General features: G+C 50.4%; 18 protein-coding genes and 2 tRNA genes. 10 read left to right on the top strand and 10 right to left on the bottom strand.

The features are described from left to right. Positions 1-33: 33 nt before the first annotated feature. From ABT56_RS00005 to ABT56_RS00015, 3 genes are all read right to left on the bottom strand, one after another. A tRNA-Asp gene (locus ABT56_RS00005) sits at positions 34-110 on the bottom strand. Positions 111-153: 43 nt separating this feature from the next. Continuing rightward, a tRNA-Ser gene (locus ABT56_RS00010) sits at positions 154-244 on the bottom strand. Between the two features lie 116 nt (positions 245-360). Next, positions 361-1056 (bottom strand): DUF4336 domain-containing protein, encoded by a 696-nt coding sequence (locus ABT56_RS00015; RefSeq protein ID WP_047876805.1) that lies wholly within the window; start codon positions 1054-1056, stop codon positions 361-363. 266 nt (positions 1057-1322) lie between these two features. On the opposite strand from ABT56_RS00015, the gene ABT56_RS00020 reads away from it, so the two are divergent. Further along, positions 1323-1691 carry a helix-turn-helix domain-containing protein gene (locus tag ABT56_RS00020; RefSeq protein ID WP_240478225.1) on the top strand — a complete coding sequence of 123 codons (369 nt, stop codon included), beginning with the start codon at positions 1323-1325 and terminating at the stop codon, positions 1689-1691. Positions 1692-2054: 363 nt separating this feature from the next. Here ABT56_RS00020 and ABT56_RS00025 read toward each other — a convergent pair whose 3' ends face one another. Next, positions 2055-2525, bottom strand: a complete 471-nt coding sequence (locus ABT56_RS00025; protein WP_047876807.1) for a DM13 domain-containing protein — start codon at positions 2523-2525, stop codon at positions 2055-2057. A 62-nt stretch (positions 2526-2587) separates the two neighbouring features. Beyond that, on the bottom strand, positions 2588-3481 hold the full coding sequence (locus tag ABT56_RS00030; RefSeq protein WP_047876808.1) for a LysR family transcriptional regulator: 894 nt from the start codon (positions 3479-3481) through the stop codon (positions 2588-2590). Between the two features lie 204 nt (positions 3482-3685). On the opposite strand from ABT56_RS00030, the gene ABT56_RS00035 reads away from it, so the two are divergent. Beyond that, complete coding sequence (locus ABT56_RS00035) at positions 3686-4132, top strand: PACE efflux transporter (protein ID WP_047876809.1); 447 nt, start codon at positions 3686-3688, stop codon at positions 4130-4132. A 41-nt stretch (positions 4133-4173) separates the two neighbouring features. Then, on the top strand, positions 4174-5379 hold the full coding sequence (gene tyrS / locus ABT56_RS00040) for a tyrosine--tRNA ligase (RefSeq protein WP_047876810.1): 1206 nt from the start codon (positions 4174-4176) through the stop codon (positions 5377-5379). Here tyrS and ABT56_RS00045 read toward each other — a convergent pair. Then, positions 5376-6068: an aspartate/glutamate racemase family protein gene (locus ABT56_RS00045; RefSeq protein WP_047876811.1), complete on the bottom strand. Its 693-nt coding sequence runs from the start codon at positions 6066-6068 to the stop codon at positions 5376-5378. The two genes, tyrS and ABT56_RS00045, sit on opposite strands and share 4 nt — an antisense overlap. Positions 6069-6294: 226 nt before the next feature. Here ABT56_RS00045 and ABT56_RS23465 point away from each other — a divergent pair, with 226 nt between their 5' ends. Continuing rightward, positions 6295-6879: a cyclase family protein gene (locus tag ABT56_RS23465; protein WP_084722106.1), complete on the top strand. Its 585-nt coding sequence runs from the start codon at positions 6295-6297 to the stop codon at positions 6877-6879. 78 nt (positions 6880-6957) lie between these two features. Here ABT56_RS23465 and ABT56_RS00055 read toward each other — a convergent pair whose 3' ends face one another. The 4 genes from ABT56_RS00055 to ABT56_RS00070 all read right to left on the bottom strand — a co-directional run bounded on the left by ABT56_RS00055 (position 6958) and on the right by ABT56_RS00070 (position 12453). After that, entirely contained in the window at positions 6958-7497 is a 540-nt protein-coding gene (locus ABT56_RS00055) for a GNAT family N-acetyltransferase (RefSeq protein WP_047876813.1), read from the bottom strand. 39 nt (positions 7498-7536) lie between these two features. Further along, positions 7537-8706, bottom strand: coding sequence for a MerR family transcriptional regulator (locus tag ABT56_RS00060; protein WP_047876814.1), 1170 nt, complete (start codon positions 8704-8706; stop codon positions 7537-7539). 200 nt (positions 8707-8906) lie between these two features. Next, positions 8907-11486 carry an alpha-glucosidase gene (gene ygjK / locus ABT56_RS00065; protein ID WP_047876815.1) on the bottom strand — a complete coding sequence of 860 codons (2580 nt, stop codon included), beginning with the start codon at positions 11484-11486 and terminating at the stop codon, positions 8907-8909. 190 nt (positions 11487-11676) lie between these two features. After that, the gene (locus ABT56_RS00070) at positions 11677-12453 is read right to left on the bottom strand and encodes a helix-turn-helix domain-containing protein (RefSeq protein WP_047876816.1); all 777 of its coding nucleotides are present in this window, start codon (positions 12451-12453) and stop codon (positions 11677-11679) included. A 1087-nt stretch (positions 12454-13540) separates the two neighbouring features. Between ABT56_RS00070 and ABT56_RS00080 the strand changes: the two genes are divergently transcribed. The 6 genes from ABT56_RS00080 to ABT56_RS00105 all read left to right on the top strand — a co-directional run bounded on the left by ABT56_RS00080 (position 13541) and on the right by ABT56_RS00105 (position 23709). Then, positions 13541-17185, top strand: a complete 3645-nt coding sequence (locus tag ABT56_RS00080; RefSeq protein ID WP_047876818.1) for a DUF4132 domain-containing protein — start codon at positions 13541-13543, stop codon at positions 17183-17185. 102 nt (positions 17186-17287) lie between these two features. Further along, on the top strand, positions 17288-18382 hold the full coding sequence (locus tag ABT56_RS00085; protein ID WP_047876819.1) for an ATP-binding protein: 1095 nt from the start codon (positions 17288-17290) through the stop codon (positions 18380-18382). After that, the gene (locus ABT56_RS00090) at positions 18369-20711 is read left to right on the top strand and encodes a DUF5682 family protein (protein ID WP_047876820.1); all 2343 of its coding nucleotides are present in this window, start codon (positions 18369-18371) and stop codon (positions 20709-20711) included. Before ABT56_RS00085 ends, ABT56_RS00090 begins: the two co-directional genes overlap by 14 nt. Further along, positions 20704-21810 carry a VWA domain-containing protein gene (locus ABT56_RS00095; protein ID WP_047876821.1) on the top strand — a complete coding sequence of 369 codons (1107 nt, stop codon included), beginning with the start codon at positions 20704-20706 and terminating at the stop codon, positions 21808-21810. Before ABT56_RS00090 ends, ABT56_RS00095 begins: the two co-directional genes overlap by 8 nt. Next, positions 21807-23432: a hypothetical protein gene (locus ABT56_RS00100; RefSeq protein ID WP_047876822.1), complete on the top strand. Its 1626-nt coding sequence runs from the start codon at positions 21807-21809 to the stop codon at positions 23430-23432. The genes ABT56_RS00095 and ABT56_RS00100 overlap by 4 nt, the downstream gene beginning before the upstream one ends. After that, positions 23419-23709 carry a hypothetical protein gene (locus tag ABT56_RS00105; RefSeq protein WP_047876823.1) on the top strand — a complete coding sequence of 97 codons (291 nt, stop codon included), beginning with the start codon at positions 23419-23421 and terminating at the stop codon, positions 23707-23709. The genes ABT56_RS00100 and ABT56_RS00105 overlap by 14 nt, the downstream gene beginning before the upstream one ends. Positions 23710-23830: the final 121 nt, after the last annotated feature.

Below are 23830 nucleotides of genomic sequence, written 5' to 3' on the forward strand. Positions count from 1 at the left end.
AGCCCCAGCATTTCTGCTGAGGCTTCGTTGTGTTGGCGGAGCGGACGGGACTCGAACCCGCGACCCCCGGCGTGACAGGCCGGTATTCTAACCAACTGAACTACCGCTCCAATTCTTTATGAAACCTGGCTTTACAACCAAACTTCTAGAAAGTGGCGGAGGGATAGGGATTTGAACCCTAGATACGCTATAAACGTATGCCGGTTTTCAAGACCGGTGCTTTCAACCACTCAGCCATCCCTCCGTAGGTGCGGTGAATATTAGGGATTTTAGCCAAGGCTGTAAAGCGTTAATTTCAAAAAAACAATCAACAGCGCAAATTTAACCCACACAGGGTAAATTCAGCTCATTAATCGCTATTTATGAACAAAAACGGTGAGTTAGTTTTTCAAAAACTGACTTTGCCTGCTGCTCTATTACCTCACCATGCGTAACGACGATACGTTGGAAATCCCACGATTTGACATGCTCGACAAAACGCCCGAATGCCTGCTTGTCTTTTATCGTCAAACCGAGCTTGAGGGGGGGCGCAATGCAGCAACCTTTGAAGCCTATCGGCTGAAACACATATTTTGTCATCACTCCTGAAAAGCCATCAGCGGGTTGCTCATCCGGATAATTTTGAATGAAATCCGTCACAATAAGTGACTGTGACTTATGGTGGAAAAATACCGTTTCACAGAACAGAGGTACCGACGGCATGGTTTCCCACGACAAGTCATTGGCCCATGGGGCTTCGATACCCAGTTGCAGGATATGGTACTTGGATAACGGGACTTTCCGGGGAATACCGGCGCTGACATAAAGATCGGCCTCGGGATAAGCGTCTGCCCAATCCTGTAACCAACGACTGTGATGATTATTAGCGGCAACAATATATCGCACCGATCCCAGCGCATTGACTTGCTGCTGCAACTCAGGTGTCAGAGCCGTCGCCGAATGCAGCCACAGGCTGCCGCCTTCCAGACGGACAACAGTCATTCTCAGGCCAAGCTGAGTCCCCAACATGTTCATACTGTCTTCATGAACCCAGATATCTTCCGCAATTTGCCGCATCAATCCCTTCCCCTATTCCTGCCGATAAACACCCACATTTTATCTCACATGCGATTGTTCAAAGACAACGTTATACAACGCTTTCATCATCAACTTTGACCGTGAATGCCACATAAATCACATGGCAGATCCTGAAAATCGAAATATGACATTTTTATGACAGATGATTTATCAGGAAAATCGTTTATCAACATTAATACACTGAATTGTAAACGGCTTAAAGCTATTCATAATGCAGGCTCTTATTTCGATTCATTTATACAATTATGGAAATGTATCAACACCCTTCAGCCTACCCTGCTCACAACAGCTTGAAATTTCGCAAGCAAATTGAGGCATTTAGGGAAACCATCCATGCTGAAATCCACCCGATGCAAATGCTGGTATTCTTAGAGGTGATCAACAACCCACCTATGACAGTATCAGTGAGTTATATCAATGATCTCTTGGTAATCACACAGGCAGCAGCAAGCCGCCATTGCCGAGCACTTACTGAGCGATATTCGCCATCACGAGATGGCTACGGGCTGTGTACTTGGATCCAATGTCCAAAAGATTTCCGTTCTAAGTATTTGCAACTAACGGAAAAAGGATTGCTTGTCGCAGAAAAACTGCGCGCAAACTTCCAAAAATAAAACTAACACCCAGAACAAGAAGCAATCTCCATATTTACATGCCCCTTTTCACGCACCTTTTTGCATGTGATACATACATGATGTAGTAGGCGAGTATGCATAAAAAGCTCGTTCTAAAAACTGAAATTTCATCAGGACAAGAACGAGCTTCCACCGATAATTTACGAAAACCCCTATTTAAATCTACTTTTGAGCCAACAATGTAACCAAATGTGTCAATGTGTTGACTCCTCGCCCTCAAAAGAAACCGTCCAGATTAAAGAGCTCCCCTTCCTGCCAGCCACAACCACCATCCTCGCAGCCGTGTAGTATCGCCTCAACACATGCAGTCACATGTGACATTACCAACATCCAAACATTCAACTAACGGTACTTGCCCGAGGTGATAAATTCCCCGAATGTCTCGCACCACACTACAACCGTGTTGTAGCGCTGAATATCGACACCATTGGTTATCGGTAACATAAAGCCATCAAATGTTTTAATCGCGCCAATGCGTACCATTTCAGGCTTCAATTGGTTGAATGCCACTTCGGTTTCAATATATTGCGGGGATAAATAGAGTTGATAATCAGGCCCAGGAGCAAGCTGACCAGAAAAGCTGATCATATCGGCTGACAAGGCGACTTCCCCTTCCCCCCAATGCAGGAAATCACTGTCCTGGCGCTCGCGATCAAAAGAAGACGTAAACAACGCATGCTCAACCGCTTCCTCTATCTCCGCGGCCGATGGAGAGGGCGGCGCAATTAAGACCGGCAACAAATACACCCCAAGAGCAAAACCAATCCCCAGCATTGCAAGGTGAGATACCATCAACCCTAATACTCGAGCCATAACGCCTCCTTGTCTGTTGCTCTAGACTGCCCACCTATTAGTTATATACCCAACTCAACAACCTAAACAAACCGATAACTATCGAATGCACGGGCAATAATTTCCATCGCGGCCTGGCGTACAGGCCCAGATTGATGCCTGCGTGACTCAACCACATCCACGGTTGTCACCCAGCCATCAGGCTCGAACGCGATATTGAGGATCTGCAGCTCCCCACGTTCCACGCTGCTTCTTGCAAGACGCTCTGGAACCAGCGCCCACCCCAAACCGTTAGCTGCCATTTCCAGCATCAATTGATGGGTATTTGCGTACCATACCTGCGGGCTAATGGCATAGCTGAACCACAGCTCTTTGCCAACGGAGGAGCGATGGGCGAGCTGGCGATAATTCCGCAAATCGGTATCACTTACGGTTTTCTGGCTGGCCAACGGGTGAGTTGGCGCTGCCAAGGTCACGAAGCGGTTGTAACCAATCGTCTTGAACTCGGCATCTTCCAGCATGGTTCCATCGGCATAGACCACCCCAATATGCGCCCGCCCCTCACTGAACATAGCCTTGATGTCAAATGTCGATGCCGCCACCACATTGATCGTTGCCATCGGGTGCGAGTCGGCCAATGCACAGAGCTCAGCCAGCAAGCAGTTATCCAGCAGGCTTTCCTCCACGGCTATCACCAGCTCATGCTCTTCGGCGGTTTCTAGGGCCATCAGCTTTTGGTCCAAACGCTGCTGCTGGAGCAAAATGGTCTTTGCCATCGGCAAAAGCGCCTCGCCAGCCGGGGTCAAAACCGGGATATTGCCGCTTCGATCGAACAAGATCTGGTTGAAGGTGATCTCCAAGTTGGAAACCGCCTGACTCACCCCTGACTGGGCACGCCGGTACTTTCGCGCGGCCGCAGAAAAAGAGCCGCACTCACACACGGCAACGAATAATTTCAACTGTTCAAAACTGTACATGCATGGCTACCTACGCGTGGTTCGTCAACTTACAAGCAACGTTCAATTCAACATGGTTATTGATAGAAAGCTAGCCTATCACGATCTGTGATAGCTGCTAACTTTTCATCCCCATTCCCACTGCTATTCTGAGCCAATACGCCTTGTCGCTGTAATATGCCAAGGTGAAAGTTACACCACTGAATACGATGAGAAAAACACGCAATGCAGCCTATCGAACGCCTTTTCCACGCCGTTTTGTTTGAAGTTCTGGCCATCTCACTCTCCATTGTCGGCCTGATGGTCTTTACCGATCACCCCGTCACCAAGTTATCAGGAACAATGATAACCGTTGCGACAATAGCGATGGTATGGAACATGGTGTTCAACGCCCTGTTCGACCGTCTGATTCCCGGCAAGCGCGAAGAACGCAGTTTCATGACCCGCATCATGCAGGTTATCGGCTTCGAAGGCGGCCTGCTGCTCATCACAGTGCCACTGATGGCATGGATGCTTTCCGTCGGACTATGGGAGGCCTTCGCGATGGATATTAGCGTCACGCTATTTATCACCGTTTACGCCTTTATTTTCAATTACTGCTACGACCACCTGCGAGCAGCCATACTCCGCCACCGTCAAGGCAATGCTGGCCATGATCACCTGCCGGTCTAACGGCCCCGTTTACACCTTTCACTGATTACCGAAGAGCAGTTATGAACAACCAAACCCCGAATACAATCCCTAGCGATGCCTTGGCAATGATTACCCGAGGTACAGACAGCATTAGCCCCTTTACCGCACTGAAACAAAAACTGGCCCTGAACCGCCCTCTTGTCGTTAAGTTGGGAGCCGATCCCACTGCACCGGACATTCACCTCGGCCATACGGTTATTCTCAACAAATTGCGCCAATTCCAGCAGCTAGGCCACCAGATCATTTTCCTTATCGGTGACTTTACCGGCCGGATCGGTGATCCCTCCGGCAAAAACACCACCCGCCCACCGTTGACAACCGAACAGGTCCTAGCCAATGCGGCTACTTACAAGGAGCAGGTATTCAAGATTCTTGATGCCGACAAGACCCAGATCGTCTTCAACTCCGAATGGCTCTCGCAGCTTGGCGCGGAAGGCATGATCCGGCTGTCTGCGAGCCAGACAGTGGCCAGAATGCTGGAACGGGAGGATTTCAAGCAACGCTTTGCCAGCCAACGAGCCATCGGGATCCATGAATTTATCTACCCGCTCCTCCAAGGCTACGACTCGGTTGCGCTCAAGGCTGACATTGAACTTGGCGGCACCGACCAGACCTTCAACTTGCTTATGGGACGGGAACTGCAAAAACAGCATGGTCAAGAACCACAGGTAGTGATCACCATGCCGTTGCTGGTCGGTCTTGATGGAGAGAAGAAAATGTCTAAATCGGCTCACAACTACATTGGGGTCACTGAAGCACCGGATGAAATGTACGGCAAGCTGATGTCAATTTCCGACACCCTGATGTGGAACTACTTCGAATTGCTCTCCTTCAGACCGCTGTCCGAAATCGAACAATTCAAGGCAGAGATTGATGCGGGACGCAATCCCAAAACTGTGAAGGTCCTGCTGGCCAAGGAGATCGTCGCACGCTTCCATGATCAGGAAGCCGCCGATCAGGCAGAACAACGCTTTGACAGCCGCTTCAAGCATCAGGCCCTGCCCGATAACCTTGAAGCCATTGAACTGCCCGTCGGCCTGAGTCTCAGCCAGTTGCTAAAACAAGCAGGTCTCGTGGCCTCGACCTCAGAAGCAATGCGTCTGATTGCCCAAGGTGCTGTGAAACGGGATGGCGAGAAACTTGAAGACCCTGCCCTGCCGGTACTTGTCGGCGAGGCGATCTACCAAGTCGGCAAGCGCCGGATCGCCAAAATCATCACCGCTTAATCCAAGGCACGAGCGACAGCGGCGGCGGCATGGATCGCCGTCGTATCATAAAGCGGGACCTGGGTATCTTGGGGGCGAAGCAGCAAGGCAATTTCGGTACACCCCAAGATAACAGCCTGTGCACCCTGCTGGTACAGTGCTTCGGCGATTCGGATATACTCCTGCCGTGATGCCGCGGAGATAGTCCCCTGACAAAGTTCATCATAAATTATACGATGCACACACTCGCGGTCAGCTGCATCAGGAACGATGACCTCAATGCCAAAATTATCCTTGATACGGCCCGTATAGAAATCCTGCTCCATGGTAAAACGCGTACCCAGCAAGCCAACTTTGGTTATGTTATCGGTAAGCAACTGCTGTGCTGTGGCATCAGCAATATGCAATAACGGGATCGAGACTGCAGCCTCAATGGCAGGGGCGACCTTATGCATCGTGTTTGTTCCGATCATGATAAAGTCCGCTCCGGCCGCTTCAACCGAGCGCGCCGCCTGAGCCAGTATTTCCGCGGTCGCGTCCCAATCCCCAGCATGTTGCAACGTTTCAATCTCAGCAAAGTTTACACTGTAAAGCACAATCTTCGCCGAGTGGAGGCCACCTAACTGCTGCTTCACCCCTTCATTGAGCGCCCGGTAATAACTGCTGGTCGACTCCCAGCTCATGCCACCCAGTAAACCTATCGTTTTCATAATCTTCCTTATTTTAAATGCAATGCTGTATGCCCAAACAACCCGCAAAGAAAAGAGCTGCAAGCCTATTAAAGTCGCAGGAACATAGAACACAATGTCCTTAAATTGATGTTTTTTGTCCTTATATCAGTAATCACCCATCACGGATTTCTCTACAATGGCGACCAACTAAACCAGACCACATCAACATACACCGATACAACAGCCGTACCCAAGGACACCAGCCATGACACACCACCTCATCAGCCTAGAACTGGATGAAACCCACCCGGCCTACCAATGGGCCAAACGCCAGTCCGACAGCGTCAATGCCTTTGGTCATATTGGCACCCACATTGACTGTTATACCCGAAGGCCCACCCAGACGCATTACCGGACGGAAGCCGTTGTTATCGACTGCCGCGAGGGCATGCCGACCGCAGCCGATATCGAACGCTATCAAATTCAAGGGAAAGCCCTCGTCCTGTACACCGCCAATACGGCAGCCCATCAATACGGTACCGAGGCATACGGCAAACATGACACCGCACTTCACAGTGACGTGCTTGATGCCATTTTGGGCCAGAGCCCAGCCTTTATCATCATCGACAGTTACGGTATCGGTCAGCACGGCGACGAACATATGGCTTTTGACAGACGCTGCGAAGCCGCTGGATGCTTTGTCGTTGAAAACGTCCTGCTGACCCCGCCCATCGCCGAACAGCTGCGGCAAGTGGTTATCGCCATCCCGGCTACCCGCCAAGATGCGACCGGCCTTCGTTGCGAGGTAATGGCCATTTGCCCATCTGAAAACCATCATGCTGACAGCTAATAAAAAAGGCCACAAAAATGTGGCCTTGTCTCGGTATACTATGGGAACACGCCAATCTTTCGTATTCCCCGCAACGATTTACCAATACACCTGCTTGTCGAGAGCGGAAACACATGAAGAACGCCCGCTAATGGCCGGTATCGCCTGCTCACACAATGACAGCGCCAGCCAGCCTTCAGGGTACGTCAGCACCCGAGGGGCAGGAACAACCGCTTCGCTCACGGGTTCAAAGCCCACCTTGCCATAGTAATTCGGATCACCATAGGTAATGACGAACTCGACACCTTGCGCACGCAATACCTCCAAGGCAAAGCGGATCAGCCCCTGACCCACTCCCTTGCGTTGGCAGTCAGTACGCACCGCAACAGGAGATAGCAAATAAACCCGCCGCTCAGATTCGTCAAACCCCATACGGGTCATCATAATACAGCCGGCCAAATGCCCGTCGCCTTCCGCCACGAAGACCATGATATCTTCCGGATTAGTCGTAACCATCATCTCCCGGGCTAGTTCGCCGATCAGCGCCCCTTCCGTCTCACCTTCGGAATCAGAAAAGGTCTGGGTGAATAACCGCTGCACACGATCAAGGTAACTTGAGTCACATACTGAATATTTCATTGCTACTAATTTCTCTCCAATCAGCCCTGATGCAATCCATCAACGCTTTTGCAAAACAAACATCTGATAATCGAACTGGCGACCACGCTGGCGATATATCGCCAGTTCCTTTTTGATATCACGCATCGCCGACGACTCAGCCATATCGGCCTCAAGCGCATCAACCTGTGCCTGAAGTGGCTCGTAGTAAGCCGCCCATGACTCATCACTGAGCACAAAACTGTCAAGCACCTCATAACCAGCCTGTTTTGCCTGTACGATACGCACTTTCTCATCGCCGATATCCGGGTACTCATTGAGCCAGAACGCCCTAACCTCATCATCCGGTGTATCGCAAGACCATACTAGATCACTGAGCACTAGCACCCCGCCCGGCGTCAACAACCGCTTCCACTGCTTAAAGGCATTCTCCACCCCCATAACGTAAGCAGAACTCTCGGCCCAGATGACATCGAAGGCCTCATCGGCAAACGGCAAGTCCGTCATACTGGCTGTCACCGCAGTGATTTTATCGGCCACACCGCACTCGCCCGCCCGGCGAGCCAACCGATCCAAAGCAGCGTCATGGTTATCAACCGCGGTGATCGGAGCCGGACAATGCGCAGCCAGTACCGTTGTTGCGATCCCCTGACCACATCCCACCTCAAGCAATTGCTCAGGCACGAACGGTACCTTGGCCAACGCGCGCAGGGTATCGGCTTCCGAGCCCGGCCCCCAACGTTCCAGCGGGTCAAAAACCCTAAAAAAGTCATTCATGTAACTATCATGGGTATTCATATCTTTCGAAATCCATCGCAATCTCAAGGCTTCTTTTTCACTGAAGCCCTGCTTTATCAACCAATCAAAGTGCGCAGCTGGAGCCTGACTGTCCATATTCTGGTGCCACTCTCGCATCGAGTGCCTGCCGAGCATTGCCGCCAGCAGCTCCCTGGCTTTTTGCTTTTGGGCTATATCCTCGTCCAAAATGGCGAGGCGCTGCACCAAGCTTTCACGGTTTATCTGGCTATCCAGACACGCCTGACACTCCTTGAGCGTAAGCCCTCCGGCTTGCAACTGCTGCAAGAGCTTCACGCGCTGGACATCCTGTTCGCTATAGGTCCGGTAGCCATTGTCCAGCCGATTGCCACAAATCAGCCCAAGCTTTTCGTAATACAGCAAGGTAGATCGGCTCAAGCCAACCTGCTGTGCCAATTCAGAAATACGGTACATCACCCACCCCTTTTATCTTTTACCCACCTTAAACTGTGAAGCATTAGACAGGTCAAGCAAATTTTATTTTCCCCAAACAAAAAAACCGGACGGTAGACATCTACCATCCGGTTTTTCCTTTCGGCCTATCTAGCGCCGTTGCAAATTCGAGCCTCGGTCAGGATCCGGGGGAATAACCCCTTCCGTCAGCCCTATGCAAGTTACTTACCGACAAAGCCGTTGTAAAGCATGTATAGGTGCGCCGCACTCCACGAGAAGTTATTCGCGCCCTGCACTTCACCGGTTTCCGGGTTGTAGTTTTCCTGAATCGGCGTAGTTTCGGTCAGGCCCTCGGCGTTCTTAAACAGCTTATCGACCATCTGACGGGCTTCCGCACCATAACCGTAGTTGTCCATACCGCGGACGCCGAAGTAGAACTGATCCAGCCATACGCGGCCACGCCAGTAAATGTCCGGGCCGTAAGCCGGGTTATCCATTGCCGCCGTACCCAGCGGGATCTTCGGTGAATTGAACTTGCCAGTATCTAGCATGTTCTTCACCACCGCATCAGCGTGAGACTGATCGGCAACGTTGTTGAACAGCGGCGACCAACCCTCAGGCCCCATGCCGCGCCATACAATCGGCTTACCCGCACAATGTACCGCCGTCGAACCGTTAAACTTGGTAACCTCCGGTGTCACATTGCTGATCTCAATGTCGTAATAGAAACCGGTAGCCTCGTCGAACATACATTGGTTGACATAGTTCTTGGTGTAAGCGGCATAATCGGCAAATAGCTTGGCATCGGCAGACTTGCCCAGTACCTTGGCAATTTCAGCCAGGAACAGGTTGTCCGAGTACCAATAAGAGGCCTGATCCACTGACTCCTGCTTGATAGCATAGCCCTGCAACTTGTTGTCAACCGTGTTGCGCACTTCGGTAATACGCAGCTCCCAGTCCTTCGATGCCGCCGCTATATCGCCGCCGTGGTTTTTGGCCGCATAGGCTTTCAGCTGCTCGGCAGAGATAAAGCCGAAGACACCGGCATTGTCACGGCCCGACTCCCAGCCAGCCGCCTCCTTGACCGGGATATACATATTGGCAGGGGTGGCAGTACCATCATCCAGTACGCTGTTGTACTCGGCCAAACCACCAACCCAGTATTCCGCGCCGTCCAAATTAACGTGGAACTTCATCATGTCTTCGCGGTTATCACCCTGGATCTCGACTGAATCGATCTCGTCACCCATCACCGTGTGAATAGGGTCTTTCGCTGCACCGTATTCAGGGATCCCGTTGTGGTTCGAGTCACGGTTGTTTTTCCACCAGTTGTGGTATTCAACCAACTTAGGATACATCTCCTCCAGCCAAACCTTGGCCTCTTCGCCGCGGTTATGCTCGTCCTTCAGCGCCGTGTACACTTCCCATACCGCCCATGATGCTAGCGACGGCTTGGTATTGCGTTCATTCCAGTTAAGGCCGTTGGTTGCCAACGGTACATTCTGCTTGAATTCCTCATCCATCAAATCCCAGCGTTCTTTCGGCAGGTTATAGGTCACGACATCCAGCAGGTAGCCGCGATCCCACGGACGCACGGCATCATCGGCCTGAACTTGGAACTGGAACACGGTACGGATGTTTTCCATCGCCACATCCGGGTTGAAATGGGCCATTGCGTAAGCCTGCTTCCAAGTATCCCACGGCCAAGTCATGTTACCGGAAAAGTATGGTGCGGTAACGGATGGCGTAACAGTATCGTGGTTGATCGCGCCAGCAGCACCACGCCAGTTGGCATGCAGAGTTTCCATCGCCTTCACCGCAACAAACTCATGCTCGGCAGAGGCAGCGTCATTGCTCAGGCCCTTCGCCAGGTATTCTTCCCAGCGCGCAGTGGAATCTTTCATGTAAGCGGTTGGATCAGCCATGATCTCGTCAAGCTTGGCATACTCGGATGCTTGCTCTTTAGCATTCTGAACATGGGTGTAGGCAGTGTGCAGAACAATCTTCTGGCCGTTGCCCAACTCAGCTTGCTGGGTAAAGCCTTTATTGTCAGGATCAATCGTCGCGCTCTGCGGCGCAACTGAACGCGTCACCTTGTATTTCGACTGACCGGAAGTCAGCAGCGACCAGCTGTTACGCACGGCACCGAACGACACCTCGACACCGCTCTGTGTTGCAGCAATAGCTCGTTTATAAGTCGGGTAGATTTGCTCCACGGTCTTATCGCTGGCGTCTTTATTCTGATCAAGCACGCCATCCGTTGCCCGGTAGTGCTTGATCAACTCACCTTCCCACACACCGGTGATATCCAGCTTGTTCGGGTTCTTGATGGTTGTTTGGACCAAAGAGGTACGGTTGGAGACAAAACGCATTTCCAACGATGCTTCAATGCCCTGCTCGCCCTCATACTTTTGGATCAGCGTACCCGGCAAGGAATAGGCCTGAGCCAATTTCAACGACATCGGCGAACCATCGACAATCAGGGTCAGACGGTCAAAACGGGCCGCCATGAATGAGACGTACTCTTCGGTCAACAGCGCCATGCCACCCAGCGCAATCTCACCGCCTTCCGTATCCAGCGTGTGGCCATGCCACGCACCATTATCGAACATCGGGATATAACGCAGATGGCCGCCATGCAAATCACGCAATGCAACAGGCACGCCTGCACGATCAATCGTATTCTTAAACTCGGCAGCTTTCAGGGTTACAGAGGACTCCGTCGCGTTATCGCTATTGCAGCCGCTTAGAGACAGCGCAATACCGACCGCCACTGCGCACAGGGAAGCTTTGATGTTCATTATATTATCCTTAATTATATTAACCGTCGGATCCTTGCTTCATGAAAGAATAATCTCCCATGAAAAACAAAATGACCTTTCAGTATTTTATTGTGTATAGGGCGACAAACAGATATAAAAATAAGTGTTTAAACCGGACAACTAAAATTTAAATACCCGTTTATTATTAATTTTAAAACAACAACTACATTTAATTAGATTCTGTTTTTTTCTCAAAAGAAATTTCTTTTAATAACTCACTGTCAATATTATGAATTGTCTTAGACAGAAAAACCTGATTACCGGGCGTAAAGGTCATTAGTACATTTCTAAGTCTTGGCGTAGTCTCTGAAGATTTATTCTTAATATCAAATTCAAGTAATTTATTATGAACTTCAGCGAGTAGCTTTTCTTCTTGTTCTTCGGTAATGGAAATTCTGTCAATACAAATAGGCATATTGACATCTTGGCTAAAAGCATCATGCATAAAGCGATTGGCAAACAATATTTCCAACGGCGATCCCTGATCAAAAACAAAACGCCCTTTACCGGTAAATTGATATTGCCTATCCCCTTTCAATACCAGGTATCCCAACATTTCCAATGCACGCAAATAAAGCGTTACAGACGTCTGGTTCAACTGGTAGGCCTGTGCTATTTCATCTAAGCTGCTATCATTAATTCGCAATAAATTCAGAAAATCAAAAAGGTGTGGATAGCGGTAAAATATCTCACCATTCAACCCTGTAATAACCTGCTCGCTCTCTTGCTGCAGCTGTTTGCCCCGCATCGATAGCTCAACCAAATCTGTATCGAGATATGACGCATAAAGCAAAATCTTATCCAACCCCAACGCCGTATTATGCAACTTCCTCTTTATTGTCGACAACGGGATTCCCATTTTCAAAGATAAGTCAGAATAGCCAATCCCTTTCTCTTTGATTTTTTCCCGCAAAGCCGCAAGTAAATACGTTGCTGAATGATTCATCTAACATTGCTCATATTCGTACTATCAACATCCATAAACCTAACACCAAGAGAATCCTTACTCTTGTGATATTAGTTCCATTTATTGTGACGTTTATATCTGCCATACCGAGGAGTTTTCCCAATAATTTAATCGGCAATGACGTTAATAGCACCATTTGGAACTTCATCATCTTTTCTGATGCGGAGTATAATTCTTTTGAGACATAAAATTAAGTGGTTAACAAAAAATGTAATCGTTTTCTTTCAGAAGACAGATTTCTTGAGTCAGCAGTATCAATTTCCAATACCCATAAAACAAATAAAGGATAAGATCACAAAAAAGCGATTAGATAGTGGAAATAAATTCAATAAGTGTTCTGTGATTGGATTGTTATAAAGCATACTCTTTTGAGTAAATCGGTAGATTATAAACTTGAATGAACATCATGTTTTTAACCTAAAATGCTAGCGATATCAAATTTTTGCCATGCCTATCACTCTCTCCTATTTCGAGTGCATCGCCACCGTATTTTTCAATGATAAAAATAACAAAATGGCTGTTAATTTTGTTGAATATGCGATGGATACATACTCAGCTAATCCACTTCGTCTACTTAGCAACATTGTGGTCAAGCATCCTCACTCATTACCCAACCCAAAAAGCTCAATCCTGTTCTAGATACTCAAAAATTCTCATTCCACAATATCAACTATCCGGATCGCTACCAAGCAACGAATTAGCATACTTACAACAGCGTGGCATTCCTGCGTCCAATACATCAATGCGGGCGCTGCATCAGCCTCCCCCCCTTACTACACCGCCTGAAAGGCACAATTGTTGACCACGATCAGGCACTATTGCTAATCGACATGCTCAAGTAAAAGGCATTAAATACCAGCCTACAAGCCCTATACCCCCCCTGTACTGAAGGTAACTTAAGCGTGACATCAACAAAGATTGTTTCGCTTACCCACTATATAAGCTTGCGTTGTTCCGATAACTATTGATTTTGACCCCATTGAACATTAACTTATGCCAATTATTGATATTTTACGCATGTTACACATAAATATCGCATCAATTATAACGACAATGGAATTTAATAATGAAAATCAGTGATCTCATTGCAGATTTAAAGAAAAATTACTTTTTTTCGGATAAAACCGCAGATGACATTAATGAATATGTATTCAATGACGCACAACCTGCGCTATATTCTGGCTCGCAAGAAAATATCTCTGATTTTTATATTAAAAGAATCATTAAAGAATTAGATAATATTGATGACGATCCGCTATACATCCGTCGCTTTGTCATCGCATTACTTAGCTCATCGTCCGATTTTGAATGGCTGGCTACCAGCGTCATGGACAGAGTTCAAACTATCTACCCTGAATTTCATACTCTTGTAGGTAATAGCACCGAAGAAATCCTTGATAAAGTATTCACCCTCGGTGAATGGAATGACATCAAGAAAGCCTTTTTCAAGCTATCCCAAATCGGCCTTCCAGAACAGGAAGTTATCGAATACCTAAAAAGCGACAAGCTAAAATCAGAAGGGTTCTATAACTTTATTCACAATCCTTACCTGCAGCTTTACCTCTTACCACAATTGAGAAAAGCCTATGACGCCAAAGATTGTGAAAAATTTGATGCTATTTTCCGCGAATATTTCGCTGCCTGCCTGCAAGACCACTGCAAAAAAATCGACAAACGCCGAGATAAATTCAATGGCTCTTTGAATAGAATTGCATTGCCACAAGATGCACTCGATCGTTTCATGGCTCTGTTTGATGGCACAGGCAACTGGGAAACAGATCTTGAATTCGTAGCTTCACAGCTAATCAGAGATAAAGACCGCTATTCTTCCGAAGAAGAATACGTCCTGCTCAACGATAAAGACTTCGAGGATTTGATTTATTTCATCCTTGATTTAGAACTATTCCACCGCTTCAGCGACTCAAAATACGTAAATAACTTCTCAACGATTATTTGTGTTCTGGACATTGAAAAATGGATTAATGAATTACGATTCTTCTCATCCTACCACTATTGTGCTTTCAACAATGCTCAGGAATTAATGAGTGAGCTGGACGACGCCATCAAGGTATATCCTGTTCTTCAACCAAGTTTTATTCAGTTTCTCGTCAATTACCTCACCAAGCACTACCACTGCTGCCTAAGAAATTATGATAAACCGAACGCGGAGAATTTCTCATCAAACTCACACCTGCAACTATTGAAATTACTGTGTGAGCGCTTTGGGGCCACTTACATTTGGGACTGTTATTACAACGACAACCCTAATAAACCAAAGAATGATATTCTCCACGGATTGCTAACGAAAGTTTCAGCACAGCCTGAACTGATAGAGCGCAAGGTTCAATTTGACCAAGCCTTACTGCGCAAGGCGATCCCTTGCATTACCAAAAAAGAGCAAGACAATGCTCCTCTGCTCGATTTCATTCTAACCGGTGAAAATGCAGATGCCGTTGCAAAAATCGCACTGAATAACAGCAACATTGATTATGTTTCATGGCTATCACAACCTTATTTCGAGCGCCTAGCCACGGTATTTTTCAACGGTAAGAATGACAAGCTCGTTGTCGATTTCGTTGAAAATGCAAGCGACACATACTCTGCAGCTCCACTTCGACCGCTGAGCGAAATCGCGGTCAAGCACCCTCACTGCATCGCCAGCTACATGAAGGGGCTGATTGGCCATACGCAAAATATCAACCAGCGCAACAAGCTTGAGCTAGATACCCAAGCGTTTTATCACGACGGAGTCACCTATCCGGATCTCTACCCAAGAAACGAACTGGCATACTTACAACAGCATGGTATCCCTTGCGTTAAATACGTCGCAGCTGGCTCGGCGTCGGTCAAAGCACTCTTGCTGATCTGCCTAAAAGGCACGATTACCGACCACGATCAGGCACTCTTGCTGATCGACATGCTCAAGGAAAAACAAAAGGGGCTGAATGCCAATTTGCAAGCCTGCATCAAGGCACTGCCAGAGACACTGAAACACGCGGTACTCTCAACCATTGCCGAGCAACTGGCTGATTTCAGTGGCCAGAAAGAGATCAATGCTGTCGAGTGCCTGTGCCACGAGCCCCTGAACGAAGAAACCGCCCTTGATCTGTTGAACAAGGTCAGCGAGGCACAGTCGCGTACCCTGCTGATCCAGCATGGCAATATCAACTTCATCCACCTGTACAAAACGGACGACGGCAACTTTGATTTGGCTAGCTACCTCGCCGAGAGCTATCAGGCACCGAAGAAACTGCCTGTCAGCGAGGATATCCTCCAGCTGATCGAAACCAAAGACGGCAGCAATGGCTATGAGGCTGCAATCCAGCTACTGCAGGTTTACCAGCACCACGATGCGTTTGTACCAAGTTCTGAAGGCCAAGCGATCCTGTCGCAAATCACCGAGACCTCTCTCGATAATTTCATGTGCCACCTGATCAGCCAGTACGCCGATAGCATCACGGCCAAAAACCGTTGGTTGCTAACCATCCCGACCCTGCACGCCACGCCGAACACGGTCAAAATCCTGATGCCGCTTATCGAACGCTGGGCAAACGGTTCCAAACACCAACTGGCTGCCCAACTTATCAAACAGATGGGCGGCAGCGGGCTGACCCAAGTGTTCATGGCTCTAGATCGCCTGAGCCGCAACACCAAAAAACAGAGCGTCAAAGAAGCCATTGAAGATGCGTTTGCCATTGGTGCAAGCCAAAAAGGCATCACCAAAGGCGAGTTGGGCGACAGCTTGGTCGACAACATCGGCTTTGTTGACAACGCGATTCCGCTGCCATACTGCGGCCAGGATTTTGCGCTGATCCTCAACAAGGAGCTGAAATTCTCGATCCGCAAGCCGGACGGAAAGATTGCAAAATCCCTGCCTAAGCCAAAAGTAGACGACGATGCCGCAGCTGCAGCCGAGGTGAACAAACACTTCAGCGAGCTAAAGAAAATGCTCAAGGATATGGTGACACTACAAACTCACCGCCTTGAAGACGCCTTCGTGGTATGGCGCCAGTGGCAGTACGAGAAGTGGGCCGAGCTGTTCCTTGCCAACCCGGTAATGAACAAACTGGCTAGCCAGTTGGTATGGGGTATCTACGAGAACAATACCCTGACCCAAACCTTCACCGTTAACCCAGCGGTCATTACCGTCGATGACGAAGCTCTCGACATTGCGCCACACAGCCAGATCGGTTTGGTGCACCCTATCGAACTTAGCGCCGAGCAATTGGCCGAGTGGCAAGATTACTTCGCCGACTGGGAGATTTCAGTGCTGTTCGATCAGCTAGCACGCCCGATGCTAACTCTGACCCCAACCGACAAAGATCCGCTGGCTTACGCGCCGAACTTGGTTTTCCGCAAATCGCCATCAACCGTGATCAACCGCCTGCGCAAGAAAGGCTGGTCCATAGGTTCAGTGCGTGATGGAGGCAGCTTCGACGAGCTGTACAAGGAAATCGACGAAGGCAATCTGGGCATCGAAATCACCTTCGATGAAGATGTATGGCATGGTGGCTACGGCTATGAATCGAACGAGATCGATATCGCCATTGGTAAGATTGAATTCTACCAAGCCGGCCAACTGCCTCGCGGCAGCTACTGCTACGCAGAACTCGATGAGCCTGAGTACGCAACACTGAAAAAAGACATCGAACAACTGCCGCTACGACTGGTTCAGGAACTGGTTCGCGAAGCGATTAACGGCTTTAAGTAACCGTCCCTCTCCTGAATCAGGCTAGCTGTTCGCGGCCTGATTCAGGTATATATTCATTCACAGCCAAAGCGGCTTCGCTTTGGCTGTCTTTCATTGAGCATTATGATGAACGTACAACGCCTGCCCGCAGAGCAACAATACCAACAGCAACTGAATGCCCTTCGCGAAGCCGATACCTTTGCCAAGCCCGTAGGCTGGCAGCTCAGCCCCAAAATGGTTCGCACTTTCATTCTCGGCAGCGACCAGCCCATTGCTGGGCAAACCATTACCCGCAAAATCTATGGCAACGATGCTGCCGTCGAGCGCGCCATTGTGACCTTGCTAGGGCAACAGGGGCTGCTATTGGTCGGCGAACCCGGCACAGCCAAATCCCTGCTATCCGAATTGTTAACGGCAGCCATTAGCGGCAACAGCACCCTGACGGTACAAGGCAGTGCTGGTTTGTTCGAAGAGAACATCCGCTATAGCTGGAACTATGCCGCCCTACTGAAATCCGGCCCAACCCTTGAGGCCATGGTACCGGGGCCGCTTTACCAGTCGATGAAAAACGGGGCAATCATGCGCTTCGAAGAATTGACCCGATGCCCAACCGAAGTACAAGACAGCCTGATCCCAGTATTGTCCGACCGTATTTTGCATGTCCCTGAAATTCAGAATGAGCAAAACTACCTGCTGTCACAACCGGGCTTCAATATCATCGCCACCGCCAACCTCAATGACCGCGGCGTCAACCAGATCTCTTCGGCCCTCAAGCGCCGTTTCAATTTCGAAACGCTAAAACCGCTGGCTCAACGCAAAGACCGTATCGAACTGGTACTGGGCCAAGTCAACGACCGCCTCGAACATGACGATATCGGCCTGCGCCTTGATCAAGATACCGCCACCTTGCTGGTCACTGTTTTCGACGAGCTAAAATCTGGCACCGTAGCCGGTATCGCCATCGACTCGCCATCGACCTTGCTCTCCGTCCCCGAAGCGATCAACCTCGCCGTCCATGCCGCCATGCAGTGCCATTACTTCGGAGAACAAGCCATTACCCCGGCACACCTTGCCACTTACCTGCAGGGCGCAGTCATCAAAGACAACCAGAAAGACGAAGCTTGCCTGCAAGACTACCTACGGGTGATCAAACGCAAGCGCAGCGATGACCCGCTATGGCAATCATTCCTCGAAGGCTGCCGCAATGCCGGATGCTAACTGCAATACGGCCATGAACGGCCTAAATAGCAACCCCGACCTGATCTGGGCCCCGGTTCGCCACCACAGTCCGATTTGTAGCTGGCAGCTGCTGCGGTTGGTCAAGCGGCACAAGCCGGATGTTATCATGATTGAAACGCCTGCCGATGCGCAGCCGCTGCTTACCTATTTGCAATCCGGCGATACCAAACCGCCAGTGGCCGCCTACATGTATAGCATGAGTGAAGACGGCCAAGCCCGACGCGGGTTTATCCCCTTCGCACCGATGTCGCCCGAGTGGAATGCTCTACAAGCAGGAAAACAGCACAACATACCGTGTCATTTCATCGACTTGCCATATACCCATTGGCCTAAAAAACCAGATGAGGATGACAACGGGGAGCTATCGAACACCGATCCGCTGCTTTACGACAGCGAAGAGGCATTCAGCGAAACTTACATCAAGGCCCTGCTCGCCCAAAGCCGCTGCGAATCATTCGACCAGTGGTGGGATCGCTATTTTGAGCACCAGTACCATACCCCTGCCGAGGCATTTTTCGAGCAGATGCAGCTATTCGGCAGCCAAATGCGCCAACACCAAGTCAACGCCGAACCGCATACCTTGCTGCGCGAACACTATATGGCAAGCCGGATAGCACCATGCCTTGCGGCCGGACAAAAAGTACTGGTCGTCTGCGGTGCATTCCACTGCCAGGGGATTTGGCACTATCTCCAACAGGCTCAGCCGCTGCAACTGCAACCTGAGCCCAACCAGCGCTCGGGCTGCCATCTGGTTCCCTACCCGCTGTCACGACTCAGCCATCGCCACTACGGCGCCAGCCTCAGTCACAGTGGCTACTATGCCCATTGGTGGAGAAAACTCAAAGCAGCGCCAATCAAGCAACTGGGGATTCTTACCCGTCAGGTTCATGCCGAACTGGCTACCGAGCTGATGGGCTTTCTTGTCGACAAAGGTCATGCCGTAGCCATGCCGCAATGTGTCGATCTGGTTGTCGCTGCCGAACAGTTGGCCCAACTCCGCGATATAGCGCCGGGTCGTAGCGAATTCATCGAGGCTGCCCAGTTGACGCTGGTCAAAGAGAGCCAACACGCATTCTCACGCTGGATTGATGAATTCTTTACCGAATCAAAAGCCGGTACTGTCCCCAAAAACCTGCCGACAGCCCCGATCGTTGCCGATTTTCATGAACGCAGCCGTCAACTGAAGCTGCCTTGTCAGCTTATAGACGGCGAGGTACGCAAAGAGTTAGCAATCTACCGACAAGCCAACCACCTGTGCCAGTCGCATTTTTTGCATCAACTGGCGTTCCTCGATGTTCCTTACGGCGAGCAGCTTGGGGGGCCGAATTTTGCCAACCAATCGGATCTCCACCGAGTACGGGAGCAATGGCAAATCAGGTTCAGCCCGGAAACTGAAAGCGCGCTGGTTGAGCAGAGCCACCTTGGCAGCACTATCGAAGAAGTGATCCACAATACGCTGCGCCAACAGCTCAACCGCAGTGATATGACAAGCTACCAAAGCGTCACGCTATTGCTCGCCGCCTTGCAGATGGGCCTGCCGAACTGGTTGTCGCCGTTGTTGACACTGGTCAAACACCAAATGGACAGCGAAACAGATCAGTCGCAGCTCTATCCGTCCTTGTCGCTGCTGTTCCAGTGCCTGTCGGGCAACCGCCTGCTGGCCCATGACCACCAGCATGAGTTCGAATCGGTGATCCAGCACTGTTTCGTGCGGCTGTGTGCCCGCCTGCCTCGGCTAGTAGACCCACGCCATGAAAAAGAGCTACTCCCACTGTTTGCTGAGCTGCTGAAACTCACCCAGCAGCGGGCTGATCTCTGCCTGCCTAGCTACCTGCAAGATGCCTTGGTCGCGATACCGGCAAGCCAGTTCACCTTTGCCCTGCAAGGTGCCTGCAGCGCAATAGCCACGGTACTCGCCCAAACAGATCACGATCCTATTTTGCTGAACACTCTGCAAGCCATGATCGAACAGAGCTACCGGGAGCCCGATGCCCTAGGGGATTTTTGCTACGGCATCGCCTTTGTTGCAGGCCATTTGCTGTACCAACAAACCGAATTGAAACAGTGTCTGGACACCTTCCTGTCCTCATGTGACGAAGCACTCTACCTGCAAACACTGCCAGCCATGCGCCGTGCATTCTTGCAACTCGATTACGATGGCTTTACCCAAATGAGCCTGCTTTGCCAGCACGATCCCGACACCATCGCCCACGAAACCCAGCCCGACGCCGATGATATCGAGCTAATGCAGCAGATCCGGCAGGACGCGCTACAAGGGTTACAGTTCTGGGGAATACACTATGACTAATCACGATCTCTCCCGTCGCTGGCGACTTATCCTCGGCGGTCGCTTCCCGCAACAGCTCAATGCCGACGACACATACAAGGATGAATGCCTCGATGCGCTATATGGCCGCGAGTTTCAGGCCAGAATGCCGTGGAATCACATCGGCGGAAGGCAATCGGGGGCTCCGTGTCCGGTCGATTGGCTCAACAAAGTCCGCAAGGCCTTTCCCAAAGCCACCGCTGATATCCTGCAACGTCACGGACTAGACCATTACGGCCTGACAGAATTGTTGATGGACAAGGAACTGCTGCGCCAGCAAAAACCGAATATGGCACTGCTGGAGACCCTGCTGGCATACAAAGACAAGCTGCCAGAGAGCCTATCGCCAGAAATCGAGCGAATTATCAATACCGTATGCGATGAACTCGAACAGGTACTGTCACAACCAGTACGCAGCATATTCAGCCGCCAGCGGATCCCGCTGACACAGTCGCGTCCGATGCCTCTCTCCTACACCGACTGGCAACGTACAATCAGCCGGAACCTGAAGCATTACCAGCCAGATAGCGACACCTTTATTCTGGAACGGCCTTTCTTCTACCAAACCCAGAACAACCAGATCCCGTGGGATATCTATCTGGTGATCGACCAGAGCGGCTCGATGCTCAATGCCTTGATCCATGCTTCGGTGATCGCCGCTATCTTCTGCCGCCTGCCGATGCTCAACGTCCGACTCTACCTATTCGATACCCGGGTCGTTGATTTCACCGAACAGGCCGATTCACCGCTCAATGTCCTACTCAACGTGCAAATGGGCGGGGGTACCGACATCGGCGGCGCGCTGGCCTTTACCCATAGCCAAATCGAACAGCCGCAACGCGCCATTGTTGTTCTGGTCAGCGACTTTGCCGAAGGGGGATCGCCGCACCTGCTCTACCAGACGGTCGAAAAAATGCAGCAAGACGGCATTATCCTCCTCGGCCTGACCGCCTTGGATCAGCACGGCAATGCCCAGTACAACAACTATGTCACCGAGCGGCTGCTTGCCAAAGGCATGCCAATAGCATCAATGACACCGGAAAACCTAAGCCAGTGGATTGCCGAGGTGATCAAAAAATGACACTGCTAACCTGGACCCAGCAAATTACCGATGAGTTCCTACTAACCTGGACCAACCGAGGTATGCTGCGTCGCGCCAAAAAACAAGCGACGGAAGCCGATGCATCGCAATGGCACATTGAAGACAATGCAATACGCGGGCAGATCGACAACTTCCAGATTGCCCTCGCAGCCCCGGAACTCTCGTCACTACAATGTGACTGTGGCGCCCTTGAGCCCTGCAGCCACAAGGTTGCCTTCATTCTTGCACTGCAGGCACTGCCGGCCACCCAGCCAGATACCGCACCAGTGGCCTTTGAGCTGTCACCTTGGCTTCTCGAGCAGTATTCGGATCTCGAAGCCATTTTTGGCAAGAGCAAAAGCCAAAAAGCCTTGGCCAGCTGGCACAAAGGCGCAACCATCAAGCTACATGCCTCGGCCGATCATGCACTGGTCGATTGCCAAGTTGGCAAAAAAAACTATCAGATCTACCTGCCTGCCACCCTTAACTGGGACAATCTGGTTTGTTCCTGTCAGGAAAAGCAGTGCCAGCACCAAGCTCTGGCCATTGTCGGGTTATCTCTGCAAGAATCGAGATTTACCTTGCCTGCCGAGCAGCAGCAAACCCAGCTCAAGAAGGCACAGAAAGAAAAAATTCAGGACGTGGAACAGTGGGTATACCAACTGCTGGGCTACGGGCTCAAGAACGTCCTGCCGATCCAGCTAACACAAGGAGAGAGTTTCGTGACTGAGTTAGGCCAGCACGATCTCCCCAAAATTGCCAGCTTGCTAGGCAGGCTGTTACATACCCTCAATGGACTGACACAGCGCCATCTTACGGCTACAGCGGATATTGCCCTTGAGCAGATCGGCTTGTTACTGCGTTATCTGCAAGCGATACAGGCGGCCCCAAGCCACCTGCCCCTCCATCTACTGGCGGGCAGACACAAGCGGCAGTATACCGCTGCTGACCTGCAAGAAGTAATGGCCGTCAGCGCCGAGTACTGGCATACCGAAGACGGAGCCAGAGGGTACCGCTTTTACCTTTATGAGCGGCGAACGACACGCTGGTACTCCATCAGCGAAGGGCGGAAGGCACATATGGATATAGGGTGGAACAACCATGCTGCCCTCAATAGCCAACGGCTGATAACGGCAGACAACAATACGATGGCCCTGTCGGATCTGGCTCTGCACAGCGTGGATTTGAGCGGCCAAATCAGCGAAGACCACTCGTTGAAAATAGACCGACTACTTTCGCAGCCGCAAGCGATCAGCTGGGAGTGCATCACAAGCGATCCGGCCTTGTCTGTCAAAGCGCAATGGCAACGACTGAGCGAGTCCTGCAAGCAGCCTTTTTTTGACCCGCTTACCGATGCCCTCGGCTGGATCATCACCGACAGCGACATGGATATTGTTTGGCATCAGTACCAAGCCAATGGCAGTTGCACAGTCCAGACATCCTGCGGCAACAGCCTCTGCGTGAGCCTTAGTTCACACAGCCAAAAAGCGGCGGGATACAAAGGGGAGAAACTATTATTCGGTCGCTGGAACTTGGGCCTCGCATCAATTGGCTTTCAGGTGCTGGAAATCTTCACTCCTCGTGACTTCAATGACAAGGCGGTAAAACATGCCAAGCCCTAACCTAAACGCGTTTTTCAGCCAATGGCAGCACATAGCCCAAATAGTCTGCCAGCAGGGGATCGACAATCTCACGCCGTCAATCCGCTTACAGATTCAACGCTGGCAGCAAGATGCCGAGTTACTGGGACTGGCAGAAATCCTTCCCCTCAGCCAGCAATTAACCACCGATGCCGATCACAGCCCCCATTCGGCCCGGGCTTTCGCTCAACTGCTGGTACTGATGCAGGCCCTCGAACGATCGGCCATCAGCTGGAAGCTATCTCAACCTATCGAGTAGCCCAAAACCCAGCCCAAAAACAATTCAGTCCCAATCCAACCAAACCACTACGCAAAACCACTACGCAAAAAGGAGCGCTAAGAGCGCTCCTTTTGATTGATACATTGTCTAAACCACATAT

Origin of the sequence: Photobacterium aquae, assembly GCF_001029445.1 — a bacterium.
GTDB lineage: Bacteria > Pseudomonadota > Gammaproteobacteria > Enterobacterales > Vibrionaceae > Photobacterium > Photobacterium aquae.